This is a genomic window from Acidovorax facilis (genome assembly GCF_050626955.1).
In the GTDB taxonomy this organism is placed as follows: Bacteria; Pseudomonadota; Gammaproteobacteria; order Burkholderiales; family Burkholderiaceae_C; genus Acidovorax; species Acidovorax facilis.
This window is the reverse complement of the sequence record NZ_CP192460.1, coordinates 1879930-1898282: the sequence shown is the minus strand read 5'-3', so window position 1 is coordinate 1898282 and position 18353 is coordinate 1879930. Positions and strand designations below refer to the sequence as shown.

Below are 18353 nucleotides of genomic sequence, written 5' to 3'. Positions count from 1 at the left end.
TGTTGAAACTCACACCCCTCGTGCGGTAAGCCTGCCTTCGCCGGCCCGCACCTGTGACTACACCCCGAGATCTGACACGCGAATGGACGTCTTTTCACCTGCGAAACGCCGGGAGGTCATGCAGGCCATCCGCGGGAAGAACACGACGCCCGAGCTGCTGGTGCGTTCGATGGTGCACCGGCTCGGTCTGCGGTTCAGGCTGCACTATCGAAAACTGCCAGGGAAGCCCGATCTGGTCCTTACTCGGCACCGGACGGTGATCCTCGTTCACGGCTGCTTCTGGCATCGGCACGATTGTGGACTCGCAGCCAATCCGAAGACGAGACCGGAGTTCTGGGCCCAGAAGTTCCAGGCTAACGTGGAGCGGGATCGGCGTGTCAAGGCTCAGCTCGCAGAGCTGGGTTGGAGAGTTGTCGAAGTCTGGGAGTGCGAGACCCGCACGGTCCAAACGCTCGAACTCAAGCTGAGACGGGAGTTTGCCGACGCGCTTGCCCCTTCGCGGGCTGCGGAACAGGCGTCGCAGCTTTGAGCTGCGTCACGATCCGCTTCATAACCGCAGCGCAGACACCATTGCCGCAGAGTTTGATGCGCTCGCGCCGGGAGCCGACCGTAAGAATGTGCTCGGGCGGCAGGGACATCGCCCGCGCGATTTCTGGAACCTGGAGCATGCGCATTTTCCACTCGCCGTCGATCCTGCGCACGAGCGCGAAGCGGTCGACGCAGGTCACGGTGCGCAGCGGCTCGTCCAGGGTCTGCCAGGACTTGTCGCCGCCAGAGCCGTAGTACACGACAAGGAACTCGGCATCGTCACCAAGCGTCGCGATGGCATTGCGAACCCTGGCCAGCGTATTCTCCGCCCGCCTTTTCGTGAACACTGGGGTGAACTTCCACTGATCGTCGGGGTCGAGGATGTCCCTGACGGTCATGGGCCTCTCCGTCGGATCGGGCGTGATCTGCGGAGGCGCCTGACCCAGCCCGCCGATCAGGAATAGCCGAACTCTCGACTGCGGCGCCCCGAACTCTGCCGCATTTATGACCTGCTCACGAAGTTGGTAGCCCAGCAGCCTGAGTAAATCGAGCAATTCATCATAGCGGTGCCAATCCTTCATCTCCTTTACGTTCTCGATGACGAACCACGTTGGCATCAACGTCGCGATCCAGTCGACGGTGTGAAGAGCCGTCTCCTTGCTCTCTTCGCTTCGAGGCGCCGCGCCCTTGGCGACAGAGTGGTTTGTACATTCCGGCGAAGCTAGAAGCAGGTCGACGTCCTCGCGCCTGATGTGCTCAAGTGGGTTGATATCGTCGACCTTCTGATTGAGCACGATGGCGGTCGGGAAGTTTGTCTTGTACGTTTCGCACGCCCTGTCCCACATGTCTACAGCCAGAATGGGTGTCATGCCTGCCATCGCAGCGCCCCGCGCCCCGAGGCCTCCGCCGCTGAAAAGATCCACAAAGTTTTTCATAATTATTCAATTTTCAATGCTTCGAGCAGGCTACTAGGCTTGCGCCGAAATCGCTAGCGCCAAGCGGATATGGTTGAGCGTCACGTCTGCGAACCGGCGTCAGCGCTCCTGGCATGGTGCCCATTGTGCGTTGTCTCTTGATGCCTTCCTGCTAATGCCGCCCGCGCGCGTCGCGTGCGACAGTGCCTTCGTCGTTCTACGCCGACCCGAAGAATGGTCTCACTCGGAGCACTGCGATCTCTGTGAGAGGCGCATGGCTCGGGTGACCGCTGAGCGACCGAGAGCGGACTGTGGAAGCGCTACCGGCGTACGCAGGCAGGTGGCATCCGAGGCTGCCGGCAACTCCGTTGAACTTGGTCCGAACGCGGCTGGCCAGCGACCGCATGCAGCGTGAGCGACCTGCCTCAATCGCTGCACAGCCGACATGGCGACTCGTAATTGCTACTGTATTTATAGCTATTAGTGCTTTAATAATAAGCTCTGGAGCCTGTTTCTTAGTTTTTTCGCCCAACCTTTTTGCATGGGTTTACGTTCCTGCAAGCTCAGCCAGCGCGCCGCCCAGTCGCGGGTGCACAAATCGGTAGCCCTGAGCCAGCGCGACACTCGGCACCGCGTTCTGCCCGTCCAGCAGCAAGGTGGACATTTCTCCCACCATGGCGCGCAACGGTAGCCCTGGGATGCGCAGCCAGACACGCCGACCAAACGATACAGCCAGCGCCTGCGCAAACCCGGCCTGCGCCACCGCCTCAGACGCCACAGCATTGACGGGGCCTTGCAGATGTGGGTGCGCCATCGCAAACCGCACCAGCCCCACCGCGTCGGCCAGATGAATCCACGGCGCAGATTGGCGACCATGCCCCAGCACAGCACCCAGGCCCATGCGGGCGGCCAGCGCTTGCATCGGGTAGGCGCCACCACCGTGCCCCAGCACCACCCCAAACCGCATGCGAACCACGCGCACGCCCAGGGCTTCGGCGCGCCGGGCCTCGTGCTCGATAGCTGCGCACAGGTCTGACTGGAACTCGCCCGGGCGGGGTGGGGCGGTTTCGTCCAAGGGCTCCATCGACGCGTTGGGCGATGCGCCGTAGAAGCCCACGGCCGATGCGCTGACCAGCACGCGCGGGGCCTTGTGCAGGCGGCGCATCAGGCTGACGACTGCCACGGTGGTGTCCACACGGCTGGCCAGCAGTTGGCGTCTGCGCGCCTGGGTCCACGGCATGCCCAGCACGCGGGCGCCAGCCAGGTTGACCACGGCGTCGATGGTCGTTTCAGACGGGATGGCGTCCAGCGTGTCCACCACCCATACGCCGGGGCCAAAGCTGGCGCGGGCCTGCAGGGCGTCGCGGGTCAACACGATCACCCGCTGGCCGTCGCGCACCAGGTCGGCCACCAGGGCGCTGCCCACAAATCCGGTGGCGCCGGTGACCAGGGTGGCTGGCTGGGGTTGCAGGCCACGGGCATGCAGGGCGCTGGGCTGTGTTGGCGGTGCCGTGCGGTAGAGCTTGATGGCGGCCAGCACGTTGCGCACGCTCCAGGCCCACACGCCGACGGCGTAGGCCGTGAACAGCCACGACACCCAGCCGTGCGGGGCTAGCACCATGGCGGTGGGTTGCTGCACCCAGGCCCACAGCACGGGGGCGATGAGGCCCAGGAAGAGGCCGTAGCTGATGGTCAGCACGGTGTGCAGCACGCGCTCGAACGGCGGCAGGCGCCGGGTACGGTCTTCTTCCAGAAAGTCGGCCAGGGTAATGCCCAGCTCGATCAGCAGCAGGGCAGCCAGCACGGCGGCAAAGGCGCCGCGCCATTCAAACCAGGCCAGGCCGAAAAAGACGACTCCGTAGATGGCCTCGCGTGCGGCGTGCAGCGAGAGTTCATACCGTGCCGAGGTGCGCTGCGGCAGCCGGGCTTCGAGCTCGTGGTGCCACAGGTTGTCAAACGCGCCCAAGGCGGCCTGGATGGAGAGCAGCAGGAAGATGGTGTTCATGGCGGTCATGGTGTGTGCCCTCAGTGGGTAGAAGAATGGGTGCCAGCGGGGTCGGCGCAGTCGTCGGTCACGGGATCGGTGAACACGCCGGACTGGTGGAAGGTTTCGCCCCACAGCGGGTGCACCATGCTCAGCGTGAAGCGGAACTGGCCTGCGCCCAGGTCGGTGTGGGCAACGCGGCAGGTGCCGGGCGTCAGCAAGGTCGGCACGGGGATGCGCAGGCCTGCCAGCACCCACCAGAAGCGGCGGCTGCGGAACACCAGTGCGCCGTCTTCTTCCAGCACATCGAGCGACATGGCCAGGCCGCCGTCGGTGCGCTCCAGCAGGGTGCCGTCGGCGCCGAGTTCCTTGGTGGACCGCACGGTGCGGTCTGCGCCGTTGTCAGTGCCGTTTTCGGTTTCGGCTCCGGTGTGAAAGCGCCGCTCCCACACCACACCGCCGCGCCCGTTGTGGCTAACGTTCACGGTGGCGGGCAGGGCGGTGGTGTTGATGTGGGTCAGCGGGCCGCCCCAGGCCCGGGTCAGCGCGGCGTAGACGTGGCCGATCAGCGAGCAGCGCAGGTCCATGTGGCCGTGGTAGCTGACGTTAGCGTGCGCGGTGCCAAAGCGGCGTTGCACCGCGGCCGGCAGGCGTGCCCACGCTGCGGCGCCGGCCAGGGCGGGCAGGTCGAGTACCGGGTTGGGTTGCGCTGGGTTGGCGGTGCAGTGGCGGGGCGCTGGGGTGAAAAGGGCAAACATGGCGGGCTTTGCAAGAGTGGCGGTTGCACTCCCTATTGCGAAACCCGGGCCAGCCTCAGTGGCTGCTGCAAGTGCTTGATTTCATTGAAATTTGCGTGCTGACCTGCATACTTGGTTTACAGTGCGCGCAGCCCCCACCGTTAACGCCAGGAACAGGTCACGCCATGATCACCACCACCGTCTGCACATGCTGATCCACGCCGTCCTCGGGTTTTCGGTGCTCGAAACGCTGGTGCTGGCAGCCCTGCTGCTGGCCTGGGCTGACCGCGTGGCGGGGGCCCGGTTGCTGGCGGCGTTTCTGATCGGCATTTCGCTGTGGATGGTGGGCAACGAGCTGCCCAACTGGCTGGGGCCTGAAACCGAACCAGTGGCGATACGCTTGCTGGCCACGGCGCCGTTCACCTCTGCGCTGTTCTTTCATTTCTGCACGGTGTTTTGCCGTGTGGACCTGGGGCGCTGGGGCGTTGCGGCGGCCTATGCGCTGGGCGGGGGCGCCACGGTGGTTTCCATCATCCTGGTGCCGGGGCACTTGGTTGAGCACCGCGACATTGGCCTCATTGCGGTGGCCGACCCGGTGGGTACGGTCGCCAGCATGGCCTGGGTCATTTTGGGCATTGGCGGGGTGGCGGTGCTGCTGCATGCACTGCTGCGCGCACGCCGGTCGGGCGACGGGCAGAAGTTTCGGCAGATTGCCGCCGTCACCGCGTCGTGCCTGTGGGGCCTGCTGTGCCTGGCGGGCTACGGCATTGCGGTGCTGGATTTGCCGATTTACCCGTTTCCGCTGCTGGGCCTGCCGCTGTACTCGTTGATTCTGGTCTACGGCATCTTGCGTTATGGCGTGTTTGTGGCCAACGCCTGGGCTCGCCGCGCCCTGGTGTGGGCGCTGCTGCTGGCGCTGGGGGCGGTGGTCCTGGCGCTCACGCCGCTGCTGCCGTTTGAGTCGCGCTGGCTGGGTGGGCTGGCGGTAGCGGCCAGTGTGCTGGCGCTCAACGGCCCGGTGCGCCGCGTGGCCGAGCGGCTGGTGTACCCGGGGGGCGAGGTGTCGATTGCCGACCTGGGTGCGTGGCGCAGCGCGCTGCTGTCGGCGGAGACGCCCGAGGCCCTGGCGCAGCAGGCCGCCACGCTGCTGAGTGCACGCATTGGCACGCAGGTGGAGGTGCAGATTGGCGCTCCATCCGCATCAACAACACCCTCAACGTCATCGCCGCCATCAGCGCTACCCGGCAGCACCCCGCAGCTGGTGTGCACCCCCGGCGAGCAAGGCTGGCAAACCACGCTGCACGGCTGGGACGCCGCACCGCCCGGGCCGCGCCATGTGGCCGAGCTGTTTGGCACGGTGGTGGCTGAGGCGGCGGCGCGCGTGGAGCAGGCCCAGCAGTTTGCCGCTCGTGAACGCGAGCGCCAGTTGCAGGCGCGGCTGGCCGAGCTGGGCGCGCTGGCCGCCACGGTGGCGCACGACATCCGCAACCCGCTCAACATCATCTCCATGGCCGTGGCCGCCGCGCCCAGTGACACGCGGCGCGAGGTGGCCGACCAGGTGGCGCGCATTGCCAACCTGACGCACGACCTGCTGGACTTTGCCAAGCCCTGGAAGCTGGTGCCCCGTGAGCTGGACCTGGCCGCCCACGTGCGCAACGCGGCACAGCGTCTGCCACAGGTGAGCCTGGGCGCGGGCCTGGCCCAGCCGCTGGTGCTGCAGGCCGACCCGCGCCGCGTGGACCAAGCGCTGACCAATTTGCTGGAGAACGCACGCATTGCAATGGCGTCCGAGGCCGGGGAGTCCGATGGTGTGGAAGATGCCAAAGCGGCCGCAACCCACAGCCCCGTGCACATCGACGCAGAAACCACCGACGACGCCGTGCTGCTGCACATCTGCGACGCAGGCCCCGGCGTGCCGAACGAAATCAAGAGCCGCCTGTTCGAGCCTTTTGCATCGCGCAGCCCCGGTGGTACCGGGCTGGGCCTGGCCATCGTGGCCCGCATCATGGCTGCGCATGGTGGCTCGGTAGCACTCACCGAACGGCCGCCGTGGAGCACGTGTTTCACGCTGCGCTTTCCTTTGACGACGACGCAACGACTGCCATGACCGCCAACACCACAGACAACGCAGCCGACGCTCAGCCGTATGCGGAGCAAGACGCCGCGCCAGCGAGCGAGCCGATGAGCGGTCATGTCAGCGGCCATGTGTTGCTGGTGGATGACGAGGCGGCTTTTCAGCGGCTGGGCGGCGTTTTTTTTGCGCAACCTGGGCCACACCGTCACGCTGGCGGGCGATGGCGATCAGGCCCTGGCGGCATTTGCCAAACAGCAGCCCGAACTGGTGCTGCTGGACCTGGCCATGCCGCCGCACATGGACCCAGAGATCGGCCTGGAGCTGATCCCGCGTTTTGCGCGCGTGCCGGTGGTTGTGTTGACCGGCCACGGCGATCACGCGCTGGCCCTGCGCGCCACTGAGCTGGGCGCCTGGGACTTTCTGACCAAGCCCATCGACCCCGACATGCTGCGGTTTGTGGTGGCACGCGGGCTGCGCAAGGCGCGTCTCGATGCCGAACTGGCTACCCTGCGCGCAGGGCAGTCGCTGGACGACCTGGGCATGGTGGGACAGGCGGCGGCCACGGTGCAACTCCGCGCCCTGGTACGCCGCGTGGCACCCACCCACGTCAGCGTGCTGGTGCTGGGCCCCACGGGCACCGGCAAAGAGCTGGTGGCGCGTGCCTTGCACGCCTGCAGCGCCCGCCGCAGCGAGGCCTTTGTCGCCATCCACTGCGGCGCGCTGTCGGCCGAGCTGCTGGAGAGCGAGCTCTTTGGACACATGAAGGGCAGCTTCACGGGCGCGTACCGCGACCAGCCCGGCCTAGTGGAGGCTGCCCACGGCGGCACGCTGTTTTTGGACGAAGTGGGCGAAATGCCACCGCCCATGCAGGTCAAGCTGCTGCGCTTTTTGCAAGAGGGCACTTTTGTGCCCGTGGGCGGCCGTGTGCCCAAGCGCGCCGACACCCGCGTGGTGGCCGCCACCCACCGAGATCTGGAAGCGATGGTGCGCGAGGGCACCTTCCGCGAGGATTTGTTCTACCGCCTCAAAGGCGTGGTGCTGCGCACCCCGTCGCTGGCAGAGCGGCCAGCCGACATCCCGCTGCTGGCCACGCGCTTTTTGCACCGCGTGGCGCACCGTGCCAGCCTGTCGGTCAGCGCCCTGGCGTGGCTGATGGCGCGTGAGTGGCCGGGCAATGTGCGCGAGCTGAAGGCCGTGGTGGAGTCTGCCGGGGCCTTGCTGATGCCCGACCAGCGCGAGGTGGACGCCGAGCTGTTGCAACTGGCCAGCGGCGATATGCCAGACGCGAGCGACACCGCAGCGAACCTCAAAACCACCCCACTGGCCCCGCCTGGCAGCACCGGCCCGCTGGACGCCGCGCTGATGGAGCTGGAAGTGCGCATGGTGCGCGACACCATGGCGGCGGTGGCGGGCAACCAGTCGGAGGCGGCACGGCGGTTGGGGATTTCTCGGGTGGGTTTGATCAAGAAGTTGACGCGGCTGGGGTTGAAGTGAGCCTGCGGGCGTGACTGCGCGCATGGGCGCCGTGGCGCATGACATGTTCCTCTGCACTTGCGGAACTGCCCTCGACGAGTTGGGCTGCACACGGTGCTCCCCAAGCAGTAAATTGCCGATTGCTATATTAACGATAGCAATAAAGCCTTATGTATAAAGCGATAGGCGCCAATTCGATTCGAACTTGGCGATGAACACGCGTTGCGCTTCGCCGGTGCCGCCCTCACCATCGCATCTGCCATGAGCGTTCCGACCTGTCAGCCCGAAAAGCAGGTCAGCGCCCAGGTCCCTCCTGCGTCTCGGCGTCGGCACTGCGAGATCCCACGCCAGCGCCCACCGCCACGGCACCCAGGCCGGCACCGCCTGCACCGGCCCCGTCTCCGCCACCTCCGCCACCAGCACCTCCACCACCGCGCCCGCCACCAGCCTCGGCCTTGCCAGCCGCTCCCGCGCGCCTGCCTGCGGCACCGCCCGCACTGCCGGGCGGGCGCAGCGGGCCCTGATTGGGGATGGCCACCGAGGCGGGGATCGGCTCCAGGTCCAGCGCCGCGCGGATGAAGTGGCGCAGGGACATGACCAGTTGCGCGGTTTCGATGCTGCGCCCGGCCACCATGTCTTGCGCGGCGCGGGCGGCCAGCTCTACCTGTTCTTCGGTGCCGAGAAGGATCACGTCAGACAGCGCGGCCTCGACCGCATCGCGCATGCGGCGCTGGCGTTCGGTGCTGGCCAGTTCGGGCGCGGGGGACAACGCCTCGGCATCGGTGTGAAGGGCGTCGGTGTCGGATGGGTCCTCCACCGCCACCGCTACTTGCACGCCGCTGTGCTGCACCTGCTGGCGCCGCAGGTCGCGCATGTGCGTGGGGTGCACCTGCAGTTGACCGGTGAACGAGCCGCCTAGCGTTTTGTAGGCCGCAATCAGTGTCTTGAGCCGTTCGTTGATCTGGCGGTTTTCGCGCTCCCGGCGCTTTTGCATGGTCTGCATGAAGACCAGGCGCGTACCCACCATGACCAAGGTGGCCACCAGCATGCCCACCAGCGTGCTGAGCAGGGTAGACCAGGAGCTGACGTCGATCAGATTGCGCATGGGTGGGGCGGCGGCGCGGGCAAGCCGTGGGGATGGAGGGGCGTCCATCGTAGCGGTGACGCACTGGTTTGCCATGTAGGCGGCTGCCCCGTCGGTGGCGCGTGGGCGCCGTGCATTCGCCCCGGTCTCCTACACGGAAGAGGCTTGTTCGGCCAGGCCCCAAAGCTTGAGTTGCGCGGCTGCCACCGTGGCAGCGCGAACTACGCGGGTAAAGCCGTCGCGCCTTCGGGCAGCTTCGCAATCACCTTGATCTCGAACTGAAACCCATACAGCCACGTCACGCCGATGCCCGTGAGCGTGGGGTGCGGCGCATGGCCCCAATACTCGCCCACGACTTCCCAAGCGGCCTCGAAATGCTTTTCTGGGTCCACCATGAACACCGTCACATCGATAACGTCGCCAAACGTGCAGCCAGCGGCCTGCAGGATCGCGTTGAGGTTGTCGAACGCCAGCCGCACCTGGGCCTGGTAGTCGGGCTCCGGCGAGCCATCGGGACGGCTGCCCACCTGGCCCGAGACGAAGAGGAAACCGTTGGAGCGGATGGCGGGCGAGTAGCGGTTCTTTTCGTAGATCGCCTGGCGCCCGGGTGGAAAGACCACGTCGCGAGGGGATGTGTGCGTCGATGCCATGGGAGTGTTTTCCTTTCGGTAGGCCGCAGGGGCCTTGGGTTGTTGTTGAAAGGAATTTATCGGCGTACCCCCGGCAGATAAACGGGCAAGCCTGTCCATCACTGTTTGTAAACTCCAAACAATCTTTGACGAGGCAGGAGCGCCATGGACCGGTTCGATGCAATGCAGGCGTTTGTGCGGGTGGTCGAATCGGGCAGCTTCACCAAGGCGGCCGACACGATGCACGTGAGCAAGACCACGGTGACGCAGCTGGTGCAGCAATTGGAGGCGCGGCTGCGCGTGAAGCTGCTGCACCGCACAACACGGCGGGTGCAGGTCACGGCCGATGGGGCCGCGTACTACGAGCGCGCGGTGCGGCTCTTGGCCGACATGGACGATGCCGAGACAAGCCTGTCGAGCGCGTCCGCCGCGCCCCGGGGCCGCTTGCGGGTGGATGTGCCCAGCCCGCTGGCCCGGCTGATCCTGGTGCCGGCCCTGCCGGAGTTTCATGCCCAATACCCCGATATTCAGCTCGACATGGGCGTCAGCGACCGCATGGTGGATCTGATCGGCGACAACGTCGATTGCGTGGTGCGCGGGGGCGAGATTCAGGACCAGTCGTTGATTGCGCGGCGTGTGGGCGACCTGCAGCTGGGCGTGTACGCGGCGCCCAGCTACCTGAGTCGTGCAGGCAGCCCTGTACACCCGCACGAGCTGGAGGATTCGCACCACCGCGTGGTGGGCTTTTTGTGGTCGAGCACGGGCAAGACGTTTCCGTACGCGATGCGGCGTGGCGCCGAGGACATTCAGGTGCAGGGCCGCTATGTATTGGCGGTCGACGACGGCAACGCCTACCTCGCGGCCGGGCTGGCCGGCATGGGCGTTCTTTGGCTGCCGCACTACATGGCTCGCCCGCACCTGGGTAGCGGCGAACTGGTGCCCCTTCTGGAAGACTGGGCGCTCGACCCCATGCCGCTGTACGTGGCCTATCCGCCCAATCGCCATGTCAGCGCCAAGGCGCGGGTGTTCATCGACTGGGTGGCGGCGCTGATGGCAAAGCATGCGCCGCCGGTGCGCCCGCCGCGCAAGCGGCCCAGCCGGGCAGCGGACTGAACACCACCGCCCATGCAGGTCAAGCTGCTGCGCTTTTTGCAAGAGGACACTTTTGACGCTGCCTTGCCTTGGCACCACGGCGGCCATGGAGAAGGGCGCTCAGTTTTCATGGCCGCTGGGTGCCGCACTGCATCAGGGCTAAGGTTGCCCGAAGCTCAACATCACTTGATGCCCCTCTGGCTCCACGCTCAACATCCAGTAGCGTCCATCAATCAGGGCCAGGGCAGGGGTGATGTTGCTTAAAAGCTGCTCGCCGTCAGCTGCATCTACATCACCAGGAAGGTACTGGCGTTGTGTTGTGTCGCCAAGGGTCTGCTGGGTGATGCTGCGAAGTGCGTTGTCATCGTGCGGCACGACCAGCAACACCTGGCTGTCAGTGGGGTGTGCGGCAGCCGCTACGGCTGCTGACGTCCACGCGACGCTTTTGTCGATCAGGCGGATGGGCTCGTTGCCGTAGAAGTAGAAGTTTCTAGCGGGGTCGTTGTCGCTGACCCAGATGGAGTACACACTGCGTCCGCCATGGGCGCGGAAGTACACGAAAGCACCCTCGCGCGTGCAGGCAGCGCAAGGCTGTTCATCTGTCATTGCTGCGTAGCCCTGGCCCGTCTGAACCGGTGTGTTTCCCAACCACTTGGTTTCCTTTTCAAAGCGCCATGCGTAGTAGAGGTCACTGGACCGATATCCCTTGAAGAACAGCACGAGGTGGCGTGCGTTGGGCAGTGAAACCGCACAAGGGGCGCGATCGGTTTTGGCGGCACTGCCGTTGACTTGCACGGTGCCATGTTTCATCCAACGGTCGCCGTTCCATTGCAGCCACTGTAGACAGCCCTCGAAGTCGGCATAGAAGCAATGCAGCACGTCGCCATGAACAACCAGTGTCGCAGGGGTGGATGTCTGCACCGGGTCGCCGGACACCTTCAGCAGTTGAAAGTCGGTCCACTGCGTGCGGTGGCGCCCGATCAAAAACTGGTTTCCTTGTTTGACGCACACCCACCGTTCACCCTTGAACTCGGCGATGGCAGGTGAAGACTGCGTGGTCAGCGGTTTGCCCTGACGCTCCAGCAGACGGGCTTGCACTATCCAGTTTGTGGCGCTGCCAGAACCGGTGTTTGGGCCTGTGGCCTGGCCTTTGCCGGGTGGTACGCCAATTTTTGGGGGGCGCAGCGCACCATTGAGATCTGCCGCCAGTACCCACCAAGGCGCGACGCCTAGTATTCCCGCGCGCATCCATTCGCGCGAATTGGGGTTTGCAGTTGGAACAGGTACCCGAGCCAAGGCTTCACCCGGTTTTGCGACAAACAGTGGTGAAAAATTGTCGGTAGCCTGAGGGTCGAGCGGGAGCTTGGGAAGAAGTCGCAGGTAAGTGGGAGCGGCCACGGCCTTGCCATCGGTGAACGCGCGATATACATCGGCGATAGCCGCGCGAAGGGCCGCGCGCATCACATTGCGGTTGGCCGCATTCACGGCGTCAAAGTAGCGCCCATCGCCGTAGGCGATCCAGTGGTCGCCAGCCGCATTGCTTACCCACAAACCGTTGAAACCGTCCTCGTCATGCATCGCCTTGGCGCATGCATCCGGCGCAAAGTCGATCGAATGGGTCTGAGAGCTCTGGAAGTCGTGCAGGTGACGCCGCGGCGTGCGCAGATGTCCGCTGGCGAAACCGTCGGTCAGATAGTGGCTGGCGAATGCCAGGTACGCATACGCCTTCAACAGTCCGTTGCTGCGATGCAGTCCCTGCTGGGCACTGGCTGAAGCGGCGGTCTCCATTGCTACTTGAAGACCTGCGCGGCAGACATCGTGGGCGTGGGCACCGAAGTGGTCCCAGTTGAAGCTGGCAATCCACATGTAGCGGCCCCACAAACTGGTGTCATAGGGATAGATTTTTTTGTCCGCCCCTCCGGTGGCGACGTTGTATTGCAGGTCCCAGTGGTCGCTGTTGCGTGCGTAAGCTTCGTGGGGGTCTTCGCCCTTAGCGATCGCGTTGGCGATGGCCTGAAACTCTTCCTCCATGATTCCCAAAATCTTTTTGACCTCCTGGGGGTTTGCCTTGTCGAGCGTAGCGAAGGTTTCGCGAAACGCAGCGGGCTTGTCCGCCTGATCGGAGATGGGCTTGTGCGCAAGGGCATAAAAATCGCCAGCCAGCGCGACGATCTGGCCGAAACTCAGTCGGCAGCCGTTTTCCAGTGTGAATTCGAGATGAGCGGCATCGTGTGAGCTGCCATCCGCCAGCGTGAGCCTGAGCCCATCCACGACCGACCAGTGCTCGGCGCTACCGAAAAAAGCCACCCCTGGCCTACGCCCACCCGCAAGCGCTGTGCGCGTGCGAAAGCGCATCGGGACCTTGCGAGGCTGCTGCTGCGTCTGATCCGGACCGAGCGGTTGATTGACTTTGATGTCCATGAGGTTCTCCTGGTAGTCGGCTTGGTGGGCGCTGCTCCGCGCCTGTCAGCCGGTGTTGGGAAGAACCGAAGGCTAGCGACAGAGGGTCGCGTCGAACAGTCCAAAGCTTGCATGGGTCGTGTGCGTGGCATGAACACACGAGGTTTTTCAGGCATTCGGCTGATCACCAACCTGAAGCAGCGCATCCGACCGTTGGCCACGAATTTGGGGAATCCTTCGAGTTCGGCATGGCCATGCTGTTGGCTGCTCCTGACGGGGAAGCAGACGGCCATCACGGCCGGGCGCTGACGACCTTGGCCCCCGCCACTCGCAGGCTGGCGACAAGCTTGGCGGGCGTGGCGGCTGGCACTACCAGTGTGGCCAGCTCCTTGAGCGCCGCAATGCCGAAGGGGGAGGCGGCTCCGAGTTTGTCGATGGAGGCCAGCACCACGGTTTCTGCAGCGCGCGTGTGCAACGTGCGCTTGACGGCGGCCTCTTCAAAATCCCCGGTAGTCAACCCGGCGTCGGCATGCACACCCGTCACGCCCATCAGGTACAGGTCTGCGCGCAGCCTCATGGCGGCTTCGGTCACGCTGGCGCCCACGTTCACCATCGAATGGCGGAACAGGCGGCCGCCCAGCATCAGCACCTCTACCTGCAGGTGGTCCGCCAGCGCCACAGCCACGCTGGGGCTGTGGGTGACCACGGTGGCGCGCAGGTCCCGCGGAAGGTGTTGCACCACCTGCAGCGAGGTGGTGCCGCCGTCGAGGATCACCACCTGGCCAGGCTGCACCAGAGCCGCGCCGGCACGGCCCAGTGCGCGCTTGTCGTCGGTGGCAAGGTGCTCGCGCACCTGCAGGTTGCCCACGGCCTTTGATGCGGGCAGAGCGCCACCGTGCACGCGCTGCAGCTGGCCCTCGGCCGCAAGCTCGCGCAGGTCGCGACGCACGGTGTCTTCCGAGATCCCGAGTTCCTCGCTGATTGCCTTGGCCACGATCTGGCCGTCTTGCCGCAGGCGCTCCAGGATGAGTTGTTTGCGTTGGGTGGTGAGCATGGGCGTGAAGCGGGGCAACCGTGGATCAAAACCAGGGTTGCATGAATTTGCATGTTTGTGCATGATATTGCACGAATCAAAATTTACAAGACCATGTCCACCCCCACCCACCCAAACCCTCCGCTCCGGGTGCTTATTGCTGGCCCCTACCTCTCGGGCACCGACGGCGACCCCGTGGTGCACCCCGTGAATGAATGGCCGCTGCGGCAGCACGCCTGCGCCGCCAACGCCATTCCCGCAACGGAGCCAAGCCTGTGAGCCGCCCCGTGCCCGCACCGGTGCCCGCCAGTACCGAGCAGGTCAAGCTGCAGTCGGTGGAGGTGCTGTCCGACCACTGGTACACCCTGCGCAAGGTGACCTTTGACCTGCGCCGCCGCGACGGCCAGTGGCAGACGCAAAGCCGCGAAGCCTATGACCGAGGCAACGGCGCGGCCTTGCTGCTCTATGACCCGCGACGTCGTACGGTGGTGCTCACACGCCAGTTCCGGCTGCCGGCGTTCCTCAACGGCAGTGTCGACGGCATGTTGATCGAAACCTGCGCCGGCCTGCTCGACGGGGACGACCCCGAAACCTGCATCCGCCGCGAAGCCGAGGAAGAAACCGGCTACCGCGTGCGCCAGCCACGCAAGGTGTTCGAGGCCTACATGAGCCCCGGCTCGGTCACCGAAAAGCTTCACTTCTTTATCGCCGAATACGAACCGCAAGACCGCATCCGCACCGGAGGTGGCCTCGCCCACGAGGGCGAGGACATCGAAGTGATCGAGATGCCACTGGCCGAAGCCCTGGCGGGCATTGGCAGCGGCGTGATCGAGGACGGCAAGACGGTGATGCTGCTGCAGCATGTGGCGTTGATGCTGCAGGAGGCGGCGGGATGAGGACATGCGGGCGGCGCAGGCGTTAAGGCCTGCGATGCCTATCGCGGTGTGCCGCCGGGCAATACGCCGCCGCGCATCAGGCCTTCTTCTTCACCAGCCCGTAGATCACCAGCAGCACGATGGCGCCGATGATCGATGCGATCCAGCCGACGGACGCGTTGGGCCCGTACCAGCCCATGGCCACGCCCACATAGCGCGCCAACAGCGACCCGGCGATGCCGAGAACGGTGGTCATGATCAAGCCCAATTTGTCATTTCCTGGCTTCAAGGCGCGCGCAAGCAATCCGACGATGAAGCCGACAACGATGGTTCCGAGAATGGAAAACATGGAATTCCTTTGTGATGATGGTCAAGCCGCACCGATGGCCCGGCAGCGACTGTAATTGCATTTCTGACCACGGTTTTCCACGCAGGATCCAGGTCGTTGCAGGGCAACGGCGCACCATTGAGAATGGCCTGCATGCTCCCGGCGAGGCGATGGTGGCGCGGATCGGCACGGCGCCTTGGTCCTTGCAGGCACGATCATGGAAGGTGCTATTATTTCAGTAGCTAACAGCGCTTATATTTCAAGCGCCAGCGGCCATTTTTTCTCATAGTCTCGTTTTTCCAACCCGCCCCCCGTCCCTCCATGCAAGCTTTGCTCGACGCCATCGCCGCCATGCCCCTGCCCGTTGAGGCCCAACGCGTCTTTCACGGGCGGGGCGGGCTGCATCCGGGTTCTGAGCAGTGGTCGCTGGACGCCTACCCGCCGGTGTTCGTACTGACCAGTTTCGCCCCCGCCAAGGACGAAGACCTGGCCGCCATCGGCGCCGCGTTGCAGGCGCGCTGGGCGCAGATCGCACCGGCTGGCGAGCCGCTCAGCTGGGTCTTTCAGCACCGGGGCGAGGCTCTGCGCATGGAGGGCCGTAGCGAAACACGGCTGATGACCGGCGCCGTGCCCGACCCGCACATCGTGAAGGAGGCTGGCGCGCGCTATCGCGTGCATGTGCTGCGCGGGCAAAACCACGGCCTGTTCCTGGACATGGCCGAGGGCCGCCGCTGGGTGCGCGACCACGCGGCCGCCCGCAGCACCGACCGCTACGGCCTGAAGGTGCTCAACCTGTTTGCCTATACCTGCGCTTTCTCGGTGGTGGCGCTGCAGGCGGGCGCCAGGCACGTGGTCAACGTAGACATGAGCCATGGCGCCATCGGCGTCGGGCAGCAAAACCACCAGCTCAACGGCATTACCACGGGCGCGGCGTTTTTGCCGCACGACATCTTCAGCAGCTGGGGCAAGATCACCCGCAGCGGGCCGTATGGCCTGGTCATCGTGGACCCGCCCAGCTACCAAAAGGGCAGCTTCGTGGCCACCAAGGACTACGCACGGCTGATGCGCCGCCTGCCCGACCTGCTGGCACCCGGCGGGCATGCACTGCTGTGTCTGAACGCGCCCGAGCTGGGCGTGGGCTTCCTGCAAGAGCAGATGCAGGAGCTGGCGCCTGAACTGCACTTTGTCGAACGGGTGGCCAACCCGGCTGTGTTTGCGGATGTGGACCCCGGGCGCGCCCTCAAGGTGCTGGTGTACGCCGCCCCGAACCTTTGAACAGGTTCTCAGGGCCGCTTGCGAGTGCCATTTGGGCTTTGTGGGTTATGGGTAGCTTCTGATATTCTTTGCGGCGCCTGTGTGAACCACAGGCCCACGTTCTCACGGCCTCGCCGCCTGGCGCATTCCTGGCGTGTTGGTGCGCGCTTCACCAGGTTCTTCTCATCGACGTATGGTCCGATTTTTCTTGATTTTCATCGCCGTCTTGGCGGTCCTCTTTCGCATCGACATGCTCGATGAGGTGCAACGGGTCGCCATCGAGCCCTGGACCAGCCTGCTCGCCACCGCCAGCGCAGCGCTGATGACCCCGCTGGACTCGGATGTGGCGCACCATGGCCGCATCCTGATGAGCAAGGCCACGGGTTTTGCGGTGTCCATCGAGGCGGGCTGCAACGGCGTGGAGGCGGCCATCATCCTTATCGCCGGCATGATCGCGTTTCCTTCCAGCTGGAAACACAAGCTCACCGGCATCGCCATCGGCATTGCGGCGGTGCAGGTCGTCAACCTGCTGCGCATCATCAGCCTGTACTACCTGGGCAAGTGGAACATGACCGTGTTCGAGTTTGCCCACCTATACCTCTGGCAGGCGCTCATCATGCTGGATGTGCTGGTGGTCTGGATGCTCTGGATTCGCTGGATCGCCCGCCAGCAACCTCCCTCACCCCCTCAACCCCCCCTCGCCAATGCAGCTTAGTTCGGTCGGACGTTTTCTGCTGGTTGCCATCGCCAGCCTGCTGTGCCTGATGCCGCTGTGGTACTACCTGTCGCCACAACTGTCCAAGCCCGTGTTCTTCATGGCGGGCGAGGCGGCTTCCACCCTGTTTCACTGGGCACTGAGCTACACCCAGAAAGAGACCACGGCGTTGTTGAACACCACGCTCAAGGTGGTCTCCGTGCAAAACGGCCAGTTCAAGTCGGGCAAGCTTGCGCCTTTGGTGGACTACCGCTTGCTGGGCTACGGCATCGTTATCTTCTGGGCGCTGGTGCTGGCATCGTTTCCCCGTCACTGGGGACGCAAGCTGCTTATAGGCTCCTTGGCCATGCTGCCGATCCAGGCGCTTAACGTGGCCCTGCAGTGGTGCAACGATGTCTTCAACCGGGCGGGGCCTGAGGTGTTTGTGCAGACGGGACTGCCCGGGTGGGTGGCCGACGTGGTGGCATTTCTGTACCACTTCAACCTGTTCATCTTTACCGCACTGGCCCCGGTGATGCTGTGGCTGTTGTTGGACAGGGAGTTCCTGGCCAAGCTCCACGCCCAGGCGCGTGCCGCCGTGGCCGTTCAGCGGCCGCAGTAAAGCGGGGAGGCCCCAGGGCGGGCAGGGCGGGGGCAAAGCAGGGCAAGCCTGTGGCTCAGCCCAGCATCTCCATGATTGCAGCCCACTCTACGGGCTCCACGGGGGTGATGGACAGGCGGTTTCCGCGCTGCAGCACCCGCATCTGCGCCAGATCCGGGTGCTCCCGCAGCTGCGCCAAACCTACCACCCGTGTCTTGCGCTGCGCCTGCACATCCAGCAGCAGCCAGCGGGGTTTGTCGGCAGGGGATTTGGGGTCGTAGTACGGCGAGGCGGGGTCAAACTGCGTCGGGTCGGTTCGTGTGCCGCTCGCCACGCGCGCAAGGCCGGCAATGCCTGGTTCGGGGCAACTGGAGTGGTAGAACAAAACGCCATCGCCCACCTGCATGTCGTCGCGCATGAAGTTGCGGGCCTGGTAGTTGCGCACGCCCGTCCAGGGCACGGTGGCATTGGGCGCGGCCAGGGCGTCGTCGATGGAGCATTCCTCGGGCTCGGATTTCATGAGCCAGTAGCGCGCGGGGCGGGGTGTGGCAGAGGCAGTCATGGCCGCCATTCTGGCAAAGGTGTGGTGGTGCGCATACAGGACAGGACGCGCACGCTTTACCAAAGTGCTTCTTTTTTTATAGCTAATTGTG

18 protein-coding genes are annotated in these 18353 nt (G+C 64.9%); 9 read left to right on the top strand and 9 right to left on the bottom strand.

Annotation, left to right across the window (positions count from 1 at the left end):
- Positions 1–82: 82 nt before the first annotated feature.
- Positions 83–529, top strand: a complete 447-nt coding sequence (locus ACQ4MJ_RS08530; RefSeq protein WP_431152965.1) for a very short patch repair endonuclease — start codon at positions 83–85, stop codon at positions 527–529.
- Here ACQ4MJ_RS08530 and ACQ4MJ_RS08525 read toward each other — a convergent pair.
- The 3 genes from ACQ4MJ_RS08525 to ACQ4MJ_RS08515 all read right to left on the bottom strand — a co-directional run bounded on the left by ACQ4MJ_RS08525 (position 459) and on the right by ACQ4MJ_RS08515 (position 4184).
- Positions 459–1463: a DNA cytosine methyltransferase gene (locus ACQ4MJ_RS08525; RefSeq protein ID WP_431152966.1), complete on the bottom strand. Its 1005-nt coding sequence runs from the start codon at positions 1461–1463 to the stop codon at positions 459–461. The two genes, ACQ4MJ_RS08530 and ACQ4MJ_RS08525, sit on opposite strands and share 71 nt — an antisense overlap.
- A 526-nt stretch (positions 1464–1989) precedes the next feature.
- The gene (locus ACQ4MJ_RS08520) at positions 1990–3456 is read right to left on the bottom strand and encodes a TIGR01777 family oxidoreductase (RefSeq protein WP_431152967.1); all 1467 of its coding nucleotides are present in this window, start codon (positions 3454–3456) and stop codon (positions 1990–1992) included.
- A gap of 11 nt (positions 3457–3467) precedes the next feature.
- A complete protein-coding gene (locus tag ACQ4MJ_RS08515; protein ID WP_431152968.1) occupies positions 3468–4184 on the bottom strand; it encodes a DUF4166 domain-containing protein in 717 nt (238 codons plus the stop codon).
- Between the two features lie 187 nt (positions 4185–4371).
- Here ACQ4MJ_RS08515 and ACQ4MJ_RS08510 point away from each other — a divergent pair, with 187 nt between their 5' ends.
- Positions 4372–6270 (top strand): ATP-binding protein, encoded by a 1899-nt coding sequence (locus ACQ4MJ_RS08510; protein ID WP_431152969.1) that lies wholly within the window; start codon positions 4372–4374, stop codon positions 6268–6270.
- A 111-nt stretch (positions 6271–6381) separates the two neighbouring features.
- Positions 6382–7731 (top strand): sigma-54-dependent transcriptional regulator, encoded by a 1350-nt coding sequence (locus ACQ4MJ_RS08505; protein ID WP_431173700.1) that lies wholly within the window; start codon positions 6382–6384, stop codon positions 7729–7731.
- A gap of 274 nt (positions 7732–8005) precedes the next feature.
- Here ACQ4MJ_RS08505 and ACQ4MJ_RS08500 read toward each other — a convergent pair whose 3' ends face one another.
- On the bottom strand, positions 8006–8815 hold the full coding sequence (locus ACQ4MJ_RS08500) for a hypothetical protein (protein WP_431152972.1): 810 nt from the start codon (positions 8813–8815) through the stop codon (positions 8006–8008).
- A gap of 200 nt (positions 8816–9015) precedes the next feature.
- A complete protein-coding gene (locus tag ACQ4MJ_RS08495) occupies positions 9016–9444 on the bottom strand; it encodes a RidA family protein (RefSeq protein ID WP_431152973.1) in 429 nt (142 codons plus the stop codon).
- Positions 9445–9588: 144 nt separating this feature from the next.
- Here ACQ4MJ_RS08495 and ACQ4MJ_RS08490 point away from each other — a divergent pair, with 144 nt between their 5' ends.
- A complete protein-coding gene (locus tag ACQ4MJ_RS08490) occupies positions 9589–10536 on the top strand; it encodes a LysR substrate-binding domain-containing protein (RefSeq protein ID WP_431152974.1) in 948 nt (315 codons plus the stop codon).
- A 138-nt stretch (positions 10537–10674) separates the two neighbouring features.
- Here the strand turns inward: ACQ4MJ_RS08490 and ACQ4MJ_RS08485 are convergent, their stop codons facing one another.
- Both ACQ4MJ_RS08485 and ACQ4MJ_RS08480 read right to left on the bottom strand, forming a co-directional pair.
- Positions 10675–12936, bottom strand: a complete 2262-nt coding sequence (locus tag ACQ4MJ_RS08485; RefSeq protein ID WP_431152975.1) for a hypothetical protein — start codon at positions 12934–12936, stop codon at positions 10675–10677.
- Positions 12937–13207: 271 nt separating this feature from the next.
- Positions 13208–13969 (bottom strand): DeoR/GlpR family DNA-binding transcription regulator, encoded by a 762-nt coding sequence (locus ACQ4MJ_RS08480; RefSeq protein ID WP_431152976.1) that lies wholly within the window; start codon positions 13967–13969, stop codon positions 13208–13210.
- Between the two features lie 93 nt (positions 13970–14062).
- Here ACQ4MJ_RS08480 and ACQ4MJ_RS08475 point away from each other — a divergent pair, with 93 nt between their 5' ends.
- Complete coding sequence (locus tag ACQ4MJ_RS08475) at positions 14063–14227, top strand: hypothetical protein (RefSeq protein WP_431152977.1); 165 nt, start codon at positions 14063–14065, stop codon at positions 14225–14227.
- A gap of 20 nt (positions 14228–14247) precedes the next feature.
- Entirely contained in the window at positions 14248–14844 is a 597-nt protein-coding gene (gene nudK / locus ACQ4MJ_RS08470) for a GDP-mannose pyrophosphatase NudK (RefSeq protein WP_431153094.1), read from the top strand.
- A 76-nt stretch (positions 14845–14920) separates the two neighbouring features.
- Here the strand turns inward: nudK and ACQ4MJ_RS08465 are convergent, their stop codons facing one another.
- Complete coding sequence (locus tag ACQ4MJ_RS08465) at positions 14921–15172, bottom strand: GlsB/YeaQ/YmgE family stress response membrane protein (RefSeq protein ID WP_055394624.1); 252 nt, start codon at positions 15170–15172, stop codon at positions 14921–14923.
- Between the two features lie 300 nt (positions 15173–15472).
- Here ACQ4MJ_RS08465 and ACQ4MJ_RS08460 point away from each other — a divergent pair, with 300 nt between their 5' ends.
- From ACQ4MJ_RS08460 to ACQ4MJ_RS08450, 3 genes are all read left to right on the top strand, one after another.
- Positions 15473–16426 carry a class I SAM-dependent methyltransferase gene (locus tag ACQ4MJ_RS08460; protein ID WP_431152978.1) on the top strand — a complete coding sequence of 318 codons (954 nt, stop codon included), beginning with the start codon at positions 15473–15475 and terminating at the stop codon, positions 16424–16426.
- Positions 16427–16598: 172 nt separating this feature from the next.
- Positions 16599–17120, top strand: a complete 522-nt coding sequence (gene xrtH, locus ACQ4MJ_RS08455; protein ID WP_431152979.1) for an exosortase H — start codon at positions 16599–16601, stop codon at positions 17118–17120.
- Entirely contained in the window at positions 17110–17721 is a 612-nt protein-coding gene (locus ACQ4MJ_RS08450; protein WP_055394618.1) for an exosortase H-associated membrane protein, read from the top strand. The genes xrtH and ACQ4MJ_RS08450 overlap by 11 nt, the downstream gene beginning before the upstream one ends.
- Positions 17722–17776: 55 nt before the next feature.
- Here the strand turns inward: ACQ4MJ_RS08450 and ACQ4MJ_RS08445 are convergent, their stop codons facing one another.
- Positions 17777–18262, bottom strand: coding sequence for an EVE domain-containing protein (locus tag ACQ4MJ_RS08445; RefSeq protein WP_176885934.1), 486 nt, complete (start codon positions 18260–18262; stop codon positions 17777–17779).
- Positions 18263–18353: the final 91 nt, after the last annotated feature.

Coding starts and splice junctions, on each gene's coding strand:
- ACQ4MJ_RS08465 (WP_055394624.1), bottom strand. CDS start 15,172: ATGTTTTCCATTCTCGGAACCATCGTTGTCGGCTTCATCGTCGGATTG.
- ACQ4MJ_RS08485 (WP_431152975.1), bottom strand. CDS start 12,936: ATGGACATCAAAGTCAATCAACCGCTCGGTCCGGATCAGACGCAGCAG.
- ACQ4MJ_RS08505 (WP_431173700.1), top strand. CDS start 6,382: ATGACGAGGCGGCTTTTCAGCGGCTGGGCGGCGTTTTTTTTGCGCAAC.
- ACQ4MJ_RS08525 (WP_431152966.1), bottom strand. CDS start 1,463: ATGAAAAACTTTGTGGATCTTTTCAGCGGCGGAGGCCTCGGGGCGCGG.
- ACQ4MJ_RS08445 (WP_176885934.1), bottom strand. CDS start 18,262: ATGACTGCCTCTGCCACACCCCGCCCCGCGCGCTACTGGCTCATGAAA.
- ACQ4MJ_RS08510 (WP_431152969.1), top strand. CDS start 4,372: ATGCTGATCCACGCCGTCCTCGGGTTTTCGGTGCTCGAAACGCTGGTG.
- ACQ4MJ_RS08450 (WP_055394618.1), top strand. CDS start 17,110: ATGCAGCTTAGTTCGGTCGGACGTTTTCTGCTGGTTGCCATCGCCAGC.
- ACQ4MJ_RS08500 (WP_431152972.1), bottom strand. CDS start 8,815: ATGCGCAATCTGATCGACGTCAGCTCCTGGTCTACCCTGCTCAGCACG.
- ACQ4MJ_RS08530 (WP_431152965.1), top strand. CDS start 83: ATGGACGTCTTTTCACCTGCGAAACGCCGGGAGGTCATGCAGGCCATC.
- ACQ4MJ_RS08520 (WP_431152967.1), bottom strand. CDS start 3,456: ATGACCGCCATGAACACCATCTTCCTGCTGCTCTCCATCCAGGCCGCC.
- xrtH (WP_431152979.1), top strand. CDS start 16,599: ATGGTCCGATTTTTCTTGATTTTCATCGCCGTCTTGGCGGTCCTCTTT.
- ACQ4MJ_RS08515 (WP_431152968.1), bottom strand. CDS start 4,184: ATGTTTGCCCTTTTCACCCCAGCGCCCCGCCACTGCACCGCCAACCCA.
- ACQ4MJ_RS08480 (WP_431152976.1), bottom strand. CDS start 13,969: ATGCTCACCACCCAACGCAAACAACTCATCCTGGAGCGCCTGCGGCAA.
- ACQ4MJ_RS08460 (WP_431152978.1), top strand. CDS start 15,473: ATGCAAGCTTTGCTCGACGCCATCGCCGCCATGCCCCTGCCCGTTGAG.
- ACQ4MJ_RS08490 (WP_431152974.1), top strand. CDS start 9,589: ATGGACCGGTTCGATGCAATGCAGGCGTTTGTGCGGGTGGTCGAATCG.
- ACQ4MJ_RS08495 (WP_431152973.1), bottom strand. CDS start 9,444: ATGGCATCGACGCACACATCCCCTCGCGACGTGGTCTTTCCACCCGGG.
- ACQ4MJ_RS08475 (WP_431152977.1), top strand. CDS start 14,063: ATGTCCACCCCCACCCACCCAAACCCTCCGCTCCGGGTGCTTATTGCT.